We start from the raw sequence: 18370 nt of genomic DNA on the forward strand, positions 1-18370 counted from the left end.
GGAACGCTTTTAGCCGTGAACATGATTTAAATGTTCGGCGTTAAAACACCTCGTACGTAACGGGTAATTTATAAGTCGTGATTCCGCGCGACATTAACGTAGGAACGGCTTTAGCCGTGAATGGGGAAGAATATTCGGTTTTAAAACACCTCCTACGGTGTAAGCATTAAGCTTTAACACGGAAAAAATAAAAATAATAATAAAATCAGTACGTAGGAACTGCAACCTAGGGGCGGAAGCGTGCCCAAAGGGCTAGACAAGACGTAGGCGTCACGCTTGCTTGGCGCGTCTCAAACGCGGCTCTGTTGCTAATAATTTGCGCGAAATAAATTCCACGCCTACAAAATGGCGAATTCCGAAGGGTAAGGCGTAGGCGTCACGCTTGCTTGGCGCGTCTCAAACGCGGCGCTGTTGTTAATAATTCGCGCGAAATAAATTTCACGCCTACAAAATGGCGAATTCCGAAGGGTAAGGCGTAGGCGTCACGCTTGCTTGGCGCGTCTCAAACACGGCACTGTTATTAATAATTCGCGCGAAATAAATTTCACGCCTACAAAGAGGCGAATTCCGAAGGGTAAAGCGTAGGCGTCACGCTTGCTTGGCGCGTCTCAACCGCGGCGCTGTTGTTAATAATTCGCGCGAAATAAATTTAACGCCTAGAAATGGTGAATTCCGAAGGGGGAGGTGTAGGCGTCACGCTTGCTTGGCGCGTCTCAAACGCGGCGCTGTTATTAATAATTCGCGCGAAATAAATTTCACGCCTACAAAATGGCGAATTCCGAAGGGTAAGGCGTAGGCGTCACGCTTGCTTGGCGCGTCTCAAACACGGCACTGTTGCTAATAATTCGCGCGAAATAAATTTCACGCCTACAAATGGTGAATACCGAAGGGTAAAGCGTAGGCGTCACGCTTGCTTGGCGCGTCTCAACCGCGGCTCTGTTGCTAATAATTCGTGCGAAATAAATTTCACGCCTACAAAATGGAATGCACGGTGATGGCCTAGACGCCCAACCCCGTAGGAAAGGCTTTAGCCGTGAATTGTTGAAAAACGTTCGGCGTTAAAAGCCTCCTACGAAGTAGGCTTTTGTATTAATAATGCGATATCGCTTGCAAGCACACACAAGCAACGATTTACAATCTTGAAGAACCTAGAACCTAGAACCTAGAACCTAGAACCTAGAACCTAGAACCTAGAACCTAGAACCTAGAACCTAGAACCTAGAACCTAGAACCTAGAACCTAGAACCTAGAACCTAGAACCTAGAACCTAGAACCTAGAACCTAGAACCTAGAACCTAGAACCTAGAACCTAGAACCTAGAACCTAGAACCTAGAACCTAGAACCTAGAACCTAGAACCTAGAACCTAGTACTTCATCACACAAGTTCTGACTAGTTGAGGGCACCATAGGACCTCTGAAGTTTTTCACGAGCTAACTCAACATTAAACATCCAGTTTATACTTGTTCTTTCTTTATTCCGGATCCATTCCCAGGCCGCGAGTTCTGTCTTTAGTTCTTCCATGCTTGCTATACGTCTATCTAAACATTGCTTATTCATATTACCAATTTCTATCTCGACCATATTTAGCCAACTCGCGTGTTTTGGTGTGTAATGTAATTCTAGTTTATTTAAAATCCGCCGTGCTTCCTGTAGAAAATGCTTTATATAACGCTCCTTCTGTATGAGTTGATAAGTTATCTAACACAACTTTTACTTTGTTCGCATGTGGATAATGAAGATCAACTAAATCCCTCATACAATTAGCAAAGTCAATTTTCGTCTTTCTTTCTGTTGCTTTAACATGCCGCCACCCTCGATGGCGATCGAAGAATACAAATAAGTTGGCCACACCTACACGTTTATATTCATAATCTAACCGCTTAGTCTGCCCCGGCTTCATTGGTTGTGCCGGTCGAGTATCATCTACAAGTTGTTTCATCGCCTCATCAAAGTTAATTATGGGGTTTAACTCATCTGCTGGCTCAGCATACAACTCGAGCACATGTTCCATCCGCGCGATATATTCAGCATCCATTGTCGCCACACACCACATCTTTTTTTGCCATGGCTTTAGTGCATTCTCTTTAAGGCGCCTCCGTATTGTTTCATACGAGATACTATCTAAATCGGTTAACGTAACTAATCGCTCTCCAAGTAAAGATAATGTCCATCTAGCGTGACCTGTTGGTGGCTTAGTGCAAGCTGTGGCGATTAACGTTGCTTCATCTTTCGCAGAAGTTTTTCTCATTGCACCACTTCGTGCACCTTCATTCAAAGCTGCCGCTAGATTTTCTTCAACAAACTGGCGTTTGACTCGAAATACGGTGGAAGAGCTCACTTGAACTGCTTCACATATTTGCTCTGTTGTATATCTACAACGGTCAGCTTTTAACAAAATAGCAGCCCGCTTGTACTTTCGAACATTGACCATGCCTTTTTTGCAATAGTCTATTAATTCTTGTTTTTCTTCTTCTGATAATTCAACAATATACTTTCGGTTCATAACAATATTAAGTAAGTTTATATGAGTTAAAGGATCGTTGATTAGGGTAAAAGTTCATTATGAATAAAGAAGAGTCGCCACTGTTTACAGCAAAGCAAGGTCAGTATTTAGCATTTATTTATTACTACACAAAAGTGAATGGGATTGCGCCTGCTGAAAGTGATTTTGAGCGCTACTTTGGAACCGCATCTTCAAGTGTTCATTCAATGATTTCAGTTCTTAAGAAGAAGAAATTTATAACATCAGTTACTGGAAAAAGCAGGAGTATTGAATTATTGATTGAAAAAGATCAGTTACCTGAATTTAAGTAGGGGCAACTGATCAAAATATATGTGAAAGAGTACTAGAACCTAGAACCTAGAACCTAGAACCTAGAAGTATTCATTAACTATTTTGCAAAAACCTGTCACAAGTGAGCGTTTACTAAACACTCAGTCTTGCGAACCTTGTAATGCCATGCTTTAATTAGGCAGCGTAAAAATAAACAGTTGTGGTTTTATTTTAACTGGACGTTTAAGAATAATTATTTGGGAAATAACAATGGCGCTTAGCTGTAAAACAATTGTAACGTCATTTGCGTTACTAGCAATGACTGGCTGTACAATCATCCCCGGTAGCCATTTTGAAGGAATCGAATCGGGCGAACAAATAGATAATCTTGAGAAGGAGCTCGATAAAGTTAATATCCAAATCATCGACTCTTCTCTCATTAATCGACAAAAGCAAAGTAAAACGAAACCAGCGTTACTATCAAGCCTCGATGGCATCGACACCTCTGATTACCAATACAGATTAGGTATTGGCGATGTAATCACAATCGGCGTATGGGATCATCCAGAGCTTACAATACCAGCGGCAGTTCAGCGTACTGCGGAGTTTGATGGTTTTCGCGTTCAAGCTGATGGCACAATTACGTATGCATATGCACCAAATATTCAAGCGGCAGGCAGAACAGTACAAGAAGTACATGCAGAGCTTGTAAAGCGCCTAAGTCGCGTGATCGAAGATCCGCAAGTAGATATTAAAATAGTTGGTTTTAGAAGCCAAAAAGCCTATGTAACAGGCGAGGTAAATAAACCAGGCGTACTTCCAGTAACCGAAATACCCCTTACATTAATAGATGCCTTAAACCAAGCCGGCGGTTTAACAGAATCTGCCGATTGGCGAACAGTTACATTTACTCGTGGCGACAAAACAGAAGTGATCCAATTAGACGACTTTTATGCCCATGGAGATATCTCGCAAAACCGTTTATTAAAACATGGCGATATAGTGCATGTTAATCGTAATGACATGCAAAAAGTCTTTGTGTTAGGCGATGTAAAGAGCGCTGGTACAGTGGGCGTTAATCGTTATGGTTTAAATTTAGCGCAAGCCTTAAGTGATGCTGGTGGCTTAAACGAAAATACAGCAGATGCAAATGGCGTATTTGTATTACGTAAACGCAACTTAGAAACCGATGGCATTATTGCTGATGTATATCAACTACATGCAAAAAATGTTGCAGCATTAGTTTTAGCAGAGCAGTTTGAGTTACAGCCGCACGATATTGTATATGTAACTTCAGCACCGCTAGCGCGTTGGAACCGTGTAATCAGCTTATTACTTCCTTCGGTAAGTACAGTTGACTCAATTAATGACGTTACAACTTCGAACTAAAGGTTAAATGTTATGTTTGATTCTGTACTGGTTGTGTGTGCTGGCAATATTTGCCGGAGTCCAACCGCTGAATATGTATTAAAAAGTAAACTTCAAGGTAAAGATGTTAGCGTGTCTTCAGCGGGCTTAACGGCCCTTGAAGGTAAGCACGCAGATGCACAAGCACAGCAAATCGCTGCGCAACATGGTATTGATATGAATGAGCACCAAGGCAAGCAAATCACTTCAGCCCTTGTTGCACAGCACAGCGTTATTTTAGTGATGGAACAGCGTCATATAAACGACTTATGTGCTCGCTACCCAGAAGCAAGAGGCAAAACATTTCTACTAGGTAAATGGATTGGTGATAAAGAAATCCCCGATCCTTACCGTCAAAGCCAAGAGGCTTTTAAGCACGTTTACGAATTAATTGATAGCGCATGTAGCGCTTGGCAAAAGTATTTATAAGGAAAGGGTAGTAGATGAATGCTCAGCCCACTGCTATTACAGCAAATAATAAACAAAATAGAACAACGCAAGACCAAAGCAGTCAAGAAATCGATTTAATGGCGTTATTAGGTGCATTAATCGACCGTAAGTATTTTATTGTAACTATAACCGCTGTATTTATGGCTTTGGGTGTACTTTACGCTGTATTTGCAACACCTGTTTACCAAGCAACCGCCATGATCCAAGTTGAAGACGGCGGTGCATCAGTACCAGGCTTTGATGATATGGCGGGTATGTTCGAAAGTACATCTGCTGCGGTAACCGAAATTGAGCTGCTTAAGTCGCGCTCTGTCATTGGCGAGGCAGTTGATACTTTAAAGCTTGATATAGTCGCAGAGCCTAAACTATTTCCAATAATTGGTAATAGAGCGTTTCGTAAGTTTACTCCAGTGGAAGCAGGTGATTTAGCAGAGCCAAGCTTTGCTGCAAGCAGCTATGCATGGGGCGGCGAGAGCATTGATGTATTTAGGTTTGATGTGCCTCGCTCTGCTATTGGTGAAGACTTCACGTTAATTACGGGTGAGGGCTCAGGCAAAAACAAGAGCTTTACCCTTTTAAATAGTGAAGACGAAGTAATCTTGCAAGGAAAAGTGGGTGAAGAGCTTAGCAATGGTAAATTTAATTTAACAGTACGCAGTTTAATTGCCCGCCCTGGCACCGAATTTACACTAGTCCGTAAAGACAGATTAAATACTATTTTAGATTTACAAGCTGCGATTGGTGCAGGCGAAAAAGGCAAAGACTCAGGAATTATTAATTTAAGCTTACACAACGAAAACGCTAGCTACGCCGAAAAAGTGCTCGATAAGGTTGCAGCAATTTATGTGCGCCGTAATGTAGAGCGTAATAGCGCTGAGGCACAAAAATCACTTGAATTTTTAGAAGTACAATTACCTGAGGTTAAAAAGCAGCTTGAGTTCGCTGAAAAGCGTTTTAACGACTACCAAATAAAGCGACAGTCAATCAATATTACCTTAGAGACTCAAGGTGTACTAGAGCAAGTAGTAGAGCTAGAAACTAAATTACAAGAGCTAGAGCTAAAACGCCTAGAACTAAGTCGCAAATTTAAAGACAGCCATCCAACGTATCAAGGTGTACTCGAGCAGATTGAAGCGGTAGAAAAGCAAAAGCAAAACTTAGTGGGTGAAGTAGGTAACCTACCTGAAACTCAACAAGAGCTTTTACGCTTAAAACGCGATGTAGAGGTAAGCAACCAAATTTACACGTTACTTTTAAGTAAAACTCAAGAGCTAGACATTGTACGTGCTGGTACAGTAGGTAATGTACGTGTGATAGATCATGCTGAAGTAAATACTTCTAAACCCGTAAAACCTAAAAAGGCTCTCATAGTCATAATTGCGACTATGTTAGGTTGTATGCTTGCTATTGCAATAGTGCTTATTCAAAAAGCAATTCATAAAGGGGTAGAAGACCCTAATGAGATTGAAGCCCTGGGTTTACCTGTTTATGCTTCAGTACCATATTCAGACTTTCAAGATAAACTCACAGGTTTTAACCGTGCGCGTAAAGTTAAAGATAAGCCTAAATCTATTCTTGCAGTAGATAACCCTGCTGACTTATCAATCGAAGCATTACGCAGCCTTCGCACAAGCTTACACTTTGCAATGATGGAGGCTAAAAACAACATTATCGCTATTTTAGGTCCAAGCCCTGGCGTGGGTAAGTCGTTTATCTCAGTTAATCTTGCAACCGTCCTTGCACAAAGCGGCAAAAAAGTTCTGATCATAGATGCTGATATGCGTAAAGGCTACTTACAAACTCAGTTTGGGATGAAATGGGATGATGGTTTAAGTGATTTATTGTCGGGCCGTTTAAACCTTAAGCAAGTAACTAAAAAGTCGCAAGTTGAAGGGTTAGATGTAATTACTCGAGGTCAAATTCCCCCAAACCCATCTGAGCTATTAATGCACAGCAACTTTAGTAAGCTTGTTGAAGAGATTCGCGATAAATATGACCTTGTTATTGTTGATACACCGCCAATTTTAGCGGTAACAGACCCTGCTATTGTAAGTGCCCATGCAGGTAGTACATTACTAGTAACACGTTTTGGACAAAACCACTTACGTGAAATAGAACTAACAAGAAATCGATTTGAGCAAAATGGTATCGATGTTAAAGGTGTTGTATTTAACGGAGTTGTCCGAAAAGCAAGCAACGCCTACGGGTATTATGGGTATTACAACTATGAATATAAATCAGGACAATAAATAATACTTTTAACAAAGTAATTTCGCATAGGTCAAACTTAAATAATTTTTGTAAGGAAATAAAGTGAATATCCTTGTCACAGGTGGAGCTGGCTTTATTGGGTCAGCGGTAGTGCGTTATATCATTAATCACACTACTGACAATGTAGTTAATGTTGATAAATTAACTTATGCAGGAAATCTAGAGTATTGACTAACCACTAACCACTAACCACTAACCACTAACCACTATTTCTACTCTTTCGCCTAACTCTGCTTTAAGCTTTTCTGCTAGTGCTTGTTTGGCTTGCTCATCGCCGTGGACGATTTTGATTAAACTTGGCTTTTTGCGCATGCCGGTGACAAATCTGATTAGTCCTTTTTGATCTGCGTGGGCGCTGTAGCCGCTGATGGTATGAATTTGCGCTTTAATCATTACTTTTTGATTATCGATAAATACATAGCCGCCGCGAGGGCCATATTTTTGAATCTCTCGGCCTAAGGTTCCTTGACCTTGGTAGCCAACAAAAATGACATCGGTTGTTTTGTCGGGTAAAAACCGCTCTAGGTAATTAACTATTCTGCCGCCATTACACATACCGCTGGCGGCGATGATTATAGCTGGCTGTTGTTTTGAGGCTAAAAAGTTAATCAGGGCAAGGTGTTCTTGGTGGCTATCAATTGTATGTAGTTGGTTAAAGTCGAGCGGGTGACGGCCTTGTTTTACGCGTTTTTTGGCTTCGTTATCCCATAGCGCTTTAAAATGTAAATATTCATTTGTGAAATTGGCTGCCATTGGCGAATCTACAATAATTTGCAGTTTATGCCACATAGAGCGCTTGCTTGCAGAATGAATAAGTTGTTCAAACTCATAGAGCAGCTCTTGAGTTCGGCCAATGCTAAAAGCGGGTATGAGTACCACGCCATTATCGCTTACCGCACGCTCAATAACCTTTTTAAGAACGGCTACACGCTCTTTACGACCTTGATGGTTTTTATCACCATAGGTTGATTCTATAACCAATGTATCGGCGCGGTAAGGAGGCTTTGGCGTTGGTAATAATGGCGTGTAAGGCGCACCTAAATCACCAGAAAATACCACTCTATGCGTGTTTGGCTTTTTACCTAGTTCAAGTTCAACATAGGCTGAGCCTAAAATGTGCCCGGCGCGTTGCAGGCGAATTTTAAATAAGGCTTCAGAGGGTTGGTTGCTTGAGGGCACTTTTTCGGGGCTAAAGCCCACTCCTACGGGAATGGAGTACCATATGTTGAAATCGAGCGGGACAATCTGTTTTTTTAGTAACTTTAAGCAGGTGCGGATCATTGCTTCGTCCCGTGTTACCCCCACTTTTAAAGCATCTTCAATCACCATAGGCAATAGCTTGGCGGTGGCAACCGAGGTAAAAATAGGCCCTTTAAAGCCTGCTGCAAGTAAGTAGGGTATGCGGCCAACATGGTCTATATGGCAGTGCGTTACAATCAGCGCTTTTACCGTTGATATATCAAACTCAATTGCTATGTCTTGTTTACTGTCTTCCCCTTGAAATAGCCCACAATCAACAAGTACAGAATTTGTGTCATCAATAAATAGCTGGTGGCAAGACCCTGTTACGCCTTTCACCGCTCCGTGGTGTTTTATATGCATAATTATCTCCTGATTTTAAGGCTAGATATTATTTTAGTGGTTAGATTTTAGAAGTTAGATATCAGTTGATCGAGAGGATGGTTTTATTTTTTGTGTAATTAAACAAAGAGCTTGCTACATATGAATTGTATTTTACTTTGTTATAACCACTAACCACTAACCACTAACCACTAACCACTAACCACTAACCACTAACCACTGTATTTTTACCCTTTATTTATCTCTAATATCGCTTTTAACGTATGTTCTTTTTCAAGAATATCGCGATATAAAGCAAACTGATTGCGGGCGCGTTCTAGGTTATGGTTTGCATGTTTGGTGGCAAAGTAATTATCGCCATCAATAAAGTCTGTTAAAAAGCGCAGGCCAATCATAAAGGTCATGACTTTAGTGCCTAGCCAGAAGCTTTCTTTTTCGGCGTCGGTGATCACATCTTGTAGTGGTTCAACATAACCTTTAACGATGGCGGCAAAGATCTCTTCACGAACACGTACATTACTTAGGTTGGTTGAATCTTCTTGCTCAGGAGAGCAGAAGGTACGCACCATATCGCCAAAATCAAATAACCAATAACCAGGCATACAGGTATCGAGGTCGATGACTGCTTTAGCATCATCAGATTGCGTGCAAAACAGCATGTTGTTGATTTTTGTGTCGTTATGGCATGGTCTTAAAGGAATGTTTCCTTCAAGTTGTTTTAATTCATCAACTAAAGATTGCTGAGCTAAGCAAAAATCGATGTCGTCTTGGCAAAGGGCTACACGGTTTACAGGATCTTTTTCGATTACCTTTTTAAAGGCGTCAAAGCGCATCGCTAAGTTATGAAAATCAGGGATCACATGATGCAGCTGATCAGCCTGAAAATCTTGTAATGCTAGCGCGAATTGTCCAAATGCATTGGCTGCAGTTTGTGCTTGCGAGATAGTTGCTACCACATCTTCACTATAACTGCCGCCAATAAATTCGAGTGCACGCCAAACACCTTGATCGCATTCAACTAAAAAGTCGCTTTCGATAGTTGGAACATGACGAATAATTTCGAGGCTATATTCACCATTGTCGTGTTTTTCACTAAGGTGCTGCTCAATTAGTCGTGCATTTTCAACTAGGTGCTTAGGGTTAGGAAACACATCGGTATTTAACTTTTGCACAACCAAGGCGTTTTCTTCTGATTTAAGTAACATGGTTGTGTTGATGTGGCCATTGCCAATTGGCTTTAGCGTTACGTTATCTGTGCTCAAGCCAAAGTGCTCAGAAAGATAAGTTGCAACAGGATTCGACTTCATTAATTTTCCATTACTTATTTTTTGCAAGAAGAGGCGAGGGTTTAATCGTTTAGCTTACGACGTAACTGACATAAAGTGTGTGCTATTGCATCCAGTTCAGCTTTGTAGGTCACGCCATACCATGGCTCTTGTGCAGTATAAACGGTTACAGCTTGGCGGTTATCTTGAATCGCGAGTTGTATCTCATTTGGTAAATAATACTCTTTCGTGACACCGTTGTCAGTATTTTCTAAAAACTCAATAAAACCTGTTTCTAAGTCATTAAATAAACTGGGTGTTATTCCCCAAAAGCTCATAGAACCTAGGGCATCATCGGCAATTTGTAATCTCTCACCATGTGGATTGTTGCCTTTTAAAACATTATTTTCGAGTTTAATATCTAGGTACTCGACAACATCAGTTAAATGCTGGTGGCTATCAACAGAGCATACACCTCGGTTTACACCACCTTCTTCGGATAGGGTATCTTTTATTGGGTAGCCTACCATCGCCCAATTGCTATGTTGTTTGAAGTGCTCACTAACAATTGCATAAGAGGACTCGCCATAATAATCATCGGCTGTAATGACAATCGCAGGGTTATTTACATAGGGTTTTGCGCAAAGTAAAGCATGACCTGTGCCCCATGGCTTTTGGCGTTCAGCAGCTAGGTGCTCATAGCCATGAGGCACAGCACTAATTTCTTGCTCAACGAGGATTACTTCGAGCGACTCAGGCAGGCGCGGTAAAATCGTCGCTTCAAATTCAGCACGAATTTTTTTATTAATGATGATCACCGCTTGGCTCACGCCCGCTTTAACCGCATCCTGAATACTCAGTTCCATGATGGTACAGCCCAGCCCTGGAATTTCGGCAATTTGTTTGTTTCCGCCAAAGCGGCTACCCAGCCCGCCAGCCAATACGACTAAAGTAAGAGAGTGTTGAGTCATCGCGAAAGTTAAATAAAAAAACAAAGGAAAAGTGTACCAGAAACAATCACGCAGGAGGAAGAGAAGCTTTAAGCTATAAGTTTTGAGCTGAATGGTGTTGTTTGTGGGCTCTTTAATGATTTTCCGGTTTGGTGTTGAATTTTAGACGCGCCAAGCAAGCGTGACGCCTACGTTTGATGTAGGCGTGAAATTTATTTCGCGCGAAAATATATTCACAAAGAGAAAGGCTAGCCGTCAGCTTTCAGCCGTCAGTTTTGAGCCGAACGGTGTTGTTTGTAGGTTCTTTATTAATTTGCAGACTTGGTGCTGAATGTAAGACGCGCCAAGCAAGCGTGACGCCTACGATAACTCGCACCTCGAATCTCGCACCTCGTTCCTCGCACCTCGTTCCTCGCACCTCGTTCCTCGCACCTCGTTCCTCGCACCTCGTTCCTCGCATCTCGTTCCTCGCATCTCGTTCCTCGCATCTCGTACCTCGCATCTCGTACCTCGCATCTCGTACCTCGCACCTCGCATCTCGAACCTCGCACCTCGCATCTCGAACCTCGTACCTCGAACCTCGCATCTCGACTCTCAAACCTAATAGCTTCATATTTACGTAGGTGGTATATTCTCTTTGTGGTGATTAACCCTTTTAGGTAGACGATTAATGGCAAAAGATAGATACGCGCCAAAGGCTGTTGGCGATATTATGGCGGGCTTGAGTGGTCGCTTGGCATCTTATGCTGGTAAAACCCAAGGCTTGTCTTCTCAACAAACCATTCTTGATGACTTTTTAGGTGAAACGCTTTCGAAAAAATGCCGGGTAAGTAATTACCGTGATGGTACCTTAATGATTGAAGCTGTTTCGGCACCGATTGCACTGCGTTTAAATTACTTAAAAATGGATATGCTTTCGCATTTTCGTGCAGCTGGCATGGTAGAGCTTGGGCAAATTAAAATTACCGCAAACCCACAAGCAACTCAGCGTTTATCGGCAACAAATAAGCCAGAGCAAAAGCCTGTTTCTAAACGTCAAATGAGCGAACAAACAGCCGATTACCTCAGCGCCATCGCCGCAGACGCCCCTCCATCTTTAAAAGCCAAGTTAGAGCGTTTAGCGCAACATGGGCGGAAAAATAAATAAAGTCGTCAGCCTTCAGCCTTCAGCCTTCAGCTGTCAGTTTTGAGCTGCTCAGCATCGCCTGTTGGTTATGAGTTGATGAGCATGATTCGTGTTGTATGGCAGGCGCGCCAAGCAAGCGTGACGCCTACGAAAACTCGCATCTCGCACCTCGTCCCTCGCACCTCACATCTCGCACCCCGAATCTCGCACCCCGAATCTCGCACCCCGAATCTCGCATCTCGCATCTCGAATCTCGTTCCTCGCATCTCGTTCCTCGAATCGCCTTTTTTCTCCCCTGATCTTGATTTTATTCTTATTGTCGCCATATCTATTCAGTAATCTTGTTTTCACCCTTTTTATGGGGTTAGATCAAAGATTATGGCTGATTTTTAAATTTTCTTGCTGAAAATCCATATCTTCATAAACAGAAGGTTTGATGTTGCGCAGACTCTGGTATGATAGCGCACGAAATAAGCGGTGTTTTGAACAGCGTACTGATAAATTGTTAATTAATATGCCCTACATCATGAGCATAAGCGCATATTAATTATCAATTGAAGAAAGTGGGTTAGCTAATGACTAGCTAACAAAGAATACATTGTAACGGTTTTATCATGATATCTAATTTATTTACCAAGATTTTTGGTAGTCGCAATGACCGCACTATTAAAAACCTAAGAAAGACGGTCGCTCTAATTAATGCGCTTGAAAAGCAATTAGAAGCGCTTTCTGATGAAGATTTAAAAGCAAAAACAGCTGAATTTAGAGAGCGTTACGATAACGGACAAAGCCTAGATGACATTTTACCAGAAGCATTTGCTGTGGTACGTGAAGCATCTAAGCGTGTAAATGGCATGCGTCACTTCGACGTACAGCTACTAGGTGGTATGGTTTTACATCAAGGTCGCATTGCAGAAATGCGTACCGGTGAAGGTAAAACACTTACAGCAACATTGCCTGCATACCTTCGTGGTTTAACAGGTAAAGGTGTTCACGTAATTACCGTGAACGACTACCTTGCAAAACGTGACGCCGAAACTAACCGCCCATTATTTGAGTTCTTAGGCCTAACAGTAGGCTGTAATGTACCAGGCATGATGCCGCAGCAGAAGAAAATCGCTTACGCTGCCGACATCACTTACGGTACTAATAACGAATTTGGCTTTGACTATCTGCGCGATAACATGGCATTTAGCATTGAAGAGCGTGTACAACGCCCACTTTACTACGCCGTAGTGGATGAGGTGGATTCAATCCTAATTGATGAAGCGCGTACGCCGCTTATTATCTCAGGCCCAGCTGAAGACAGCTCTGAGCTTTACATCGAAATCAACAAAATTGTGCCTGACCTAGAGCTACAAGAAAAAGAAGATGAAGAAGGCGTTGAAGGCGACGGCGATTACACTATCGATGAAAAGTCTAAGCAAGTTCACCTTACAGAGCGTGGCCAAATTAAAGTTGAAGAGCTACTAATTGAGCGCGGCTTAATTCAAGAAGGTGATTCACTTTACTCAGCTTCAAGCATCACATTATTAAGCCATGTGTATGCGGCACTTCGTGCTCACAAGCTTTATCAAAAAGACGTTGACTACGTTGTTAAAGAAAACGAAGTTATCATCGTTGATGAGCACACAGGCCGTACAATGGAAGGTCGTCGTTGGTCAGAAGGTTTACACCAAGCTGTTGAAGCAAAAGAAGGTGTACGCATTCAAAACGAAAACCAAACATTGGCATCAATCACGTTCCAAAACTACTTCCGTTTATACGACACGCTAGCGGGTATGACAGGTACAGCAGACACAGAAGCGTTTGAGTTCCAGTCTATCTATGGTCTAGACACAGTAGTAATGCCAACTAACAAACCGATGATCCGTGACGATCGTGCTGATCTTGTATACCTAACACAAGAAGAAAAGTACGAAGCAATTCTTGCTGATATCAAAGATTGCCAAGAACGTGGTCAACCGGTACTTGTGGGTACTATTTCTATCGAAAGTTCTGAGTACTTATCGCAGTTCTTACGTAAAGAAAAAATTAAGCACAACGTACTAAATGCTAAGTTCCACGCGCAAGAAGCAGACATTGTTGCCGATGCTGGTTTACCTGGCACAGTAACTATTGCAACTAACATGGCCGGTCGTGGTACCGATATCGTGTTAGGTGGTAACTGGAACAGCGAAGTTGAAAAGCTAGAAAACCCAACTGACGAACAAATCAAAGCGATTAAAGATGAGTGGCAAAAACGCCACGATGCAGTAATCGAAGCGGGTGGTTTACACATCATTGGTACTGAGCGTCATGAATCTCGTCGTATCGATAACCAGTTACGTGGTCGTTCTGGTCGTCAAGGTGATGCGGGTTCAAGCCGTTTCTACTTATCAATGGACGACGCGCTAATGCGTATTTTCGCTGGTGAGCGCATGACTAACATGATGCGTAAACTAGGTATGCAACGCGGTGAAGCGATTGAGCACCCTTGGGTAAACCGCGCAATCGAAAACGCACAACGTAAAGTTGAAGCACGTAACTTCGACGTTCGTAAACAATTACTTGAGTACGATGACGTAGCAAATGATCAACGTCGTGTTGTTTACTCGCAACGTAACGAGCTACTTGAAGAAGGCGATATTTCAGAAACTATCACCGCAATTCGCGGCGATGTGCTAAATGGTGTGATTGACCAATTCATTGCACCGCAAAGCTTAGCTGAAATGTGGGATATCCCAGGTCTTGAAGAACGCTTAAAACAAGATTTCTTAATTGAGCTGCCAATTTCACAATGGCTAGCTGACGATAGCAAACTATACGAAGAGAAGCTTCGTGAGCGTATCGAAGAAGCAGTTGAGCAAGCATACAAGCAAAAAGAAGAGATGGTAGGCGAGTCTGTACTACGTCAATTCGAAAAAGCGATTATGCTACAAAGCCTAGACCAACATTGGAAAGATCACTTAGCTGCGATGGACCATCTTCGTCAAGGTATCCACTTACGTGGTTACGCACAGAAGAATCCTAAGCAAGAGTACAAGCGCGAGTCGTTCGAGCTATTCTCTGAAATGCTAGAGAACTTAAAAGTCGACGTTGTGGGTATTTTAAGTAAAGTACAAGTTCGCGCTGAAGAAGATGTTGAGAAAGTTGAAGAGCAACATCGTCGTAGCGAAAATGCACCACGTGAATACCAACATGAAGAAGCTGAGCACATCGGTGGCGAAACACCAGAAGGTGCTGTAGTAACACAACGTGCAGAACCTAAAGTAGGCCGTAACGAGCCGTGTCCTTGTGGTTCAGGTAATAAATATAAGCAGTGTTGCGGTAAATTAAAATAACCAAAACACGGTGATAAAAAGCGACGCTTGCGTCGCTTTTTTTATGATTAAGGAAACAACAAATGACTAAAAAAGTAGTGCATGTTGCAGTCGGTGTTATTTATAAAGATCAGCAATTATTTATTTGTAAGCGCCCAGACGACAAACACCAAGGCGGCTTATGGGAATTCCCAGGCGGCAAAGTAGAGCAGGGCGAAAGCGTATTTGCCGCGCTACAGCGCGAGCTGTTAGAAGAAGTAAACCTAACCGTAAACGCCAGTGAAGAGCTAATGGTTATCGAACATGACTACGGCGATAAATGCGTACGTTTAGATGTGCACATTGTTGATGATTTCACAGGCACGGCCCATGGCGCAGAAGGCCAACAAGGCAAATGGGTTGCACTTAGCGAGCTTGATGATTACAGCTTCCCAGCCGCGAATGTTGAGATCATCGAAAAGATAAAACAGAGGTTTGAGCTGTAAGCTTTAAGCTATAAGTTTCTAGCCGAGCGGCATTGTTTGCGGGTTCTTTATTAATTTACAGACTTGGTGCTGAATGTAAGACGCGCCAAGCAAGCGTGACGCCTACGTTTGATGTAGGCGTGAAATTTATTTCGCGCGGTGGTTATATAATAGAGGTTAGTTTTTAGTAGTTAGATTTCAGAAGTCAGATCACGAGAGGGTGGTTTTATTTTTTGTGTAATTAAACAAAGAACTTGCTACACATGAATTGTATTTTACTTTGTTCTAACCACTAACCACTAACCACTAACCACTAACCACTAACCACTAACCACTAACCACTAACCACTAACCACTAACCACTAACCACTTAACCTCCCCCTCCCACCGCTCAAAAATGCGTCTCATCCTGTTTTGATAAGAATTGTTACATATTCGGTTTTATTGTTTTGCTTGAGCGGTTTATTATGGTTAAAGCGAAAAACTAATGATTAATTAGGTTTGCTAGTTTTTCGATAAATACATCAAAAATAATTAGTACGGGACTCCCATGAAAAAAGTAACACTTACCGCGGCAAGTATTGCACTAGCCCTCGGTCTTGTTGGTTGTGGTGAAAAAGAACAAGAAACTAAAGCACCAGCAACTGCGGCCGTAACTGAAGCAAAAGCTCCTTTAAATTCAGGCATTGAACTGGCGAATATGGACGAGTCTGTTCGCGCACAAGATGACTTTTACTATCACGTAAACGGCGAATGGTTAGAGAAAACAGAAATTCCAGGTGATAAATCAAACTACGGTTCATTCACTCAGCTTTACGATGATTCGCAAAAAGCGATGAAAGAAGTACTAGAAAAAGCAGCGGCTAATAAAGACGTTAAGCCAGGCTCTGATGAAGCTAAACTAGCTGCATTCTACAACAGCTACATGGACGAAGCGGGCCGTGAAGCGGCAGGCATCAAGCCATTAACACCAGTGCTAGAAAGCGTTGATGCAGTTAAGAACAAGTCAGATCTTGTTGCTTTAATGGCTGAACTTCGCATTAAAGGCGGTAGCTTACCGTTTGGTTGGTACGTAAACAACGACGCGAAAAACTCTAGCGAAAACGCGATGTATGTTTATCAGTCTGGTTTAGGTTTACCAGATCGCGACTACTACCTAAAAGATGAAGAAAAATTCACAAAAATTCGTGAAGCTTACCAAGCATACGTAACAGCTATCTTAAGCAAAGCCGGTGTAGCTGATGCAGAGTCTGCGGCTAAAGCAATTATTGATCTTGAAACAAGCATTGCTGATGCGCAGTGGAGCCGTGTTGAAAGCCGTGATGCGACTAAATCTTACAACAAGATGAGCGTTGCAGATGCTAACAAACTTACTGGCGACTTTGACTTTGCAGCTTACCTTGATGCATCAGGTATCAAAACTGAAGATGTAATCATTCGCCAGCCTAGCTACCTAGAAAAATTCGCAGGTATCTACAACGATACAGACTTAGCAACGTGGCAAAATTACCTTAAGTTCCATTTTGTTAGCAACTACGCTCGCTTATTAGATAAAGAGCTAGTAGACCTTAACTTTGATTTTTACAGCACAACACTTCGCGGTGTAACAGAGCAATCTCCACTTTGGAAAAAAGCGGTAGATGCATCAAACGGTGTACTAGGTGAAATCTTAGGTAAAGTATACGTTAAAGAGAACTTCCCACCTGAAGCGAAAGCGCGCATGGAAGAGTTAGTAGATAACGTTATTAAAGGTTATGCAGTTGCGATTGAAAACCTTGAGTGGATGAGCCCAGAAACAAAAATTGCTGCTAAAGAAAAGCTTGATAAGTTCACACCAAAAATCGGTTACCCAGATAAGTGGAAAGATTACTCAGCACTTGAAGTTAAAGGTGATGACTTAGTAGGTAACTACATTCGCCACAGCGAGTGGGAATATGCAGATATGACTGCAAAACTAGGTAAGCCAGTTGACCGTTCTGAGTGGCACATGACACCACAAACAGTAAACGCTTACTACAACCCAGTGAACAACGAAATCGTATTCCCAGCGGCTATCTTACAACCGCCATTCTTCAATCTAGAAGCTGATGACGCTGTTAACTACGGTGCAATCGGTGCGGTAATCGGCCACGAATTAGGTCACGGCTTTGATGACCAAGGTGCGAAGTACGATGGTGACGGTAACTTACGTAACTGGTGGAGCGAATCAGACCTTAAACAGTTTGAGGAGCGCACAGGTCAGTTAGTTGCTCAATATAACGAGTACAAACCATTTGAAGATGCTAGCGTAAATGGTCAGCTTACATTAGGTGAAAACATTGGTGACTTAGGCGGCTTAACTGTTGCTTATACGGCATATCAGTTATCACTGGGTGATGAAAAAGCGCCTATTATTGATGGTTACACAGGTGATCAGCGTTTCTTCATGGGTTGGTCGCAAATTTGGCGTCGTAAATATCGTGACGAAGAGTTACGTAACCGCCTTATGACAGACCCTCATTCACCAAGCCATTACCGTGTAATCGGTATTCTTTCAAACATGCCAGAATTCTACCAGGCGTTTGATGTGAAAGAAGGCGACAAGATGTATATCAAACCAGAAGATCGCGTAAAAATCTGGTAATTGATTATCGATTTTAAAAAGGCTCTGAGTGAACGCTCAGAGCCTTTTTTGTTTGGAGTTGTCAGCTTTGACGTAGGAGGCGCTTTAACGCCGAAATAATAGATGGTTGTTGTGTGCGATGTTCACGGCTAAAGCCGTTCCTACGGGATTGTAGGA

The 18370-nt window shown here is 42.3% G+C and carries 11 protein-coding genes and 2 pseudogenes; 9 read left to right on the forward strand and 4 right to left on the reverse strand.

The features are described 5' to 3' along the window. Positions 1 to 1391: 1391 nt before the first annotated feature. Positions 1392 to 2505 (reverse strand): annotated as a pseudogene (locus tag J8Z28_RS02285) (IS630 family transposase). A gap of 59 nt (positions 2506 to 2564) precedes the next feature. Between J8Z28_RS02285 and J8Z28_RS02290 the strand changes: the two are divergent. The 5 genes and pseudogenes from J8Z28_RS02290 to J8Z28_RS02310 form a co-directional block, all read left to right on the forward strand. Then, positions 2565 to 2816, forward strand: a complete 252-nt coding sequence (locus J8Z28_RS02290) for a LexA family protein (RefSeq protein ID WP_175081208.1) — start codon at positions 2565 to 2567, stop codon at positions 2814 to 2816. A gap of 229 nt (positions 2817 to 3045) precedes the next feature. After that, a complete protein-coding gene (locus J8Z28_RS02295; RefSeq protein WP_250659808.1) occupies positions 3046 to 4164 on the forward strand; it encodes a polysaccharide export protein in 1119 nt (372 codons plus the stop codon). A 12-nt stretch (positions 4165 to 4176) separates the two neighbouring features. Next, positions 4177 to 4611 carry a low molecular weight protein-tyrosine-phosphatase gene (locus J8Z28_RS02300; protein WP_250659809.1) on the forward strand — a complete coding sequence of 145 codons (435 nt, stop codon included), beginning with the start codon at positions 4177 to 4179 and terminating at the stop codon, positions 4609 to 4611. A gap of 14 nt (positions 4612 to 4625) precedes the next feature. Beyond that, the gene (locus tag J8Z28_RS02305) at positions 4626 to 6881 is read left to right on the forward strand and encodes a polysaccharide biosynthesis tyrosine autokinase (protein WP_250659810.1); all 2256 of its coding nucleotides are present in this window, start codon (positions 4626 to 4628) and stop codon (positions 6879 to 6881) included. Between the two features lie 64 nt (positions 6882 to 6945). Then, positions 6946 to 7068: pseudogene (locus J8Z28_RS02310) on the forward strand (NAD-dependent epimerase/dehydratase family protein); the annotation flags it as partial. A 27-nt stretch (positions 7069 to 7095) separates the two neighbouring features. Here the strand turns inward: J8Z28_RS02310 and J8Z28_RS02315 are convergent. The 3 genes from J8Z28_RS02315 to J8Z28_RS02325 form a co-directional block, all read right to left on the reverse strand. Further along, on the reverse strand, positions 7096 to 8505 hold the full coding sequence (locus J8Z28_RS02315; RefSeq protein WP_250659811.1) for an MBL fold metallo-hydrolase RNA specificity domain-containing protein: 1410 nt from the start codon (positions 8503 to 8505) through the stop codon (positions 7096 to 7098). Positions 8506 to 8711: 206 nt separating this feature from the next. Then, a complete protein-coding gene (locus J8Z28_RS02320; RefSeq protein WP_250659812.1) occupies positions 8712 to 9791 on the reverse strand; it encodes a phosphotransferase enzyme family protein in 1080 nt (359 codons plus the stop codon). Between the two features lie 41 nt (positions 9792 to 9832). Further along, positions 9833 to 10720 carry an NTP transferase domain-containing protein gene (locus tag J8Z28_RS02325; protein WP_250659813.1) on the reverse strand — a complete coding sequence of 296 codons (888 nt, stop codon included), beginning with the start codon at positions 10718 to 10720 and terminating at the stop codon, positions 9833 to 9835. A gap of 649 nt (positions 10721 to 11369) precedes the next feature. Between J8Z28_RS02325 and J8Z28_RS02330 the strand changes: the two genes are divergently transcribed. The 4 genes from J8Z28_RS02330 (at position 11370) to J8Z28_RS02345 (ending at position 18214) form a co-directional block, all read left to right on the forward strand. After that, complete coding sequence (locus J8Z28_RS02330; RefSeq protein ID WP_055199376.1) at positions 11370 to 11846, forward strand: DUF721 domain-containing protein; 477 nt, start codon at positions 11370 to 11372, stop codon at positions 11844 to 11846. Between the two features lie 593 nt (positions 11847 to 12439). Further along, complete coding sequence (gene secA / locus J8Z28_RS02335; RefSeq protein WP_055022436.1) at positions 12440 to 15148, forward strand: preprotein translocase subunit SecA; 2709 nt, start codon at positions 12440 to 12442, stop codon at positions 15146 to 15148. 62 nt (positions 15149 to 15210) lie between these two features. Continuing rightward, positions 15211 to 15612, forward strand: a complete 402-nt coding sequence (gene mutT / locus J8Z28_RS02340; protein ID WP_250659814.1) for an 8-oxo-dGTP diphosphatase MutT — start codon at positions 15211 to 15213, stop codon at positions 15610 to 15612. 529 nt (positions 15613 to 16141) lie between these two features. Then, entirely contained in the window at positions 16142 to 18214 is a 2073-nt protein-coding gene (locus J8Z28_RS02345; RefSeq protein WP_250659815.1) for a M13 family metallopeptidase, read from the forward strand. Positions 18215 to 18370: the final 156 nt, after the last annotated feature.

Origin of the sequence: Pseudoalteromonas sp. SCSIO 43088 (assembly GCF_023650795.1) — a bacterium.
GTDB lineage: Bacteria > Pseudomonadota > Gammaproteobacteria > Enterobacterales > Alteromonadaceae > Pseudoalteromonas > Pseudoalteromonas shioyasakiensis.

What these genes read in the sequence shown, in the direction of transcription:
- J8Z28_RS02305 (WP_250659810.1), top strand. Translation starts at nt 4,626, where the DNA reads ATGAATGCTCAGCCCACTGCTATTACAGCAAATAATAAACAAAATAGA.
- secA (WP_055022436.1), top strand. Translation starts at nt 12,440, where the DNA reads ATGATATCTAATTTATTTACCAAGATTTTTGGTAGTCGCAATGACCGC.
- J8Z28_RS02295 (WP_250659808.1), top strand. Translation starts at nt 3,046, where the DNA reads ATGGCGCTTAGCTGTAAAACAATTGTAACGTCATTTGCGTTACTAGCA.
- J8Z28_RS02330 (WP_055199376.1), top strand. Translation starts at nt 11,370, where the DNA reads ATGGCAAAAGATAGATACGCGCCAAAGGCTGTTGGCGATATTATGGCG.
- J8Z28_RS02320 (WP_250659812.1), bottom strand. Translation starts at nt 9,791, where the DNA reads ATGAAGTCGAATCCTGTTGCAACTTATCTTTCTGAGCACTTTGGCTTG.
- mutT (WP_250659814.1), top strand. Translation starts at nt 15,211, where the DNA reads ATGACTAAAAAAGTAGTGCATGTTGCAGTCGGTGTTATTTATAAAGAT.
- J8Z28_RS02325 (WP_250659813.1), bottom strand. Translation starts at nt 10,720, where the DNA reads ATGACTCAACACTCTCTTACTTTAGTCGTATTGGCTGGCGGGCTGGGT.
- J8Z28_RS02290 (WP_175081208.1), top strand. Translation starts at nt 2,565, where the DNA reads ATGAATAAAGAAGAGTCGCCACTGTTTACAGCAAAGCAAGGTCAGTAT.
- J8Z28_RS02345 (WP_250659815.1), top strand. Translation starts at nt 16,142, where the DNA reads ATGAAAAAAGTAACACTTACCGCGGCAAGTATTGCACTAGCCCTCGGT.
- J8Z28_RS02315 (WP_250659811.1), bottom strand. Translation starts at nt 8,505, where the DNA reads ATGCATATAAAACACCACGGAGCGGTGAAAGGCGTAACAGGGTCTTGC.
- J8Z28_RS02300 (WP_250659809.1), top strand. Translation starts at nt 4,177, where the DNA reads ATGTTTGATTCTGTACTGGTTGTGTGTGCTGGCAATATTTGCCGGAGT.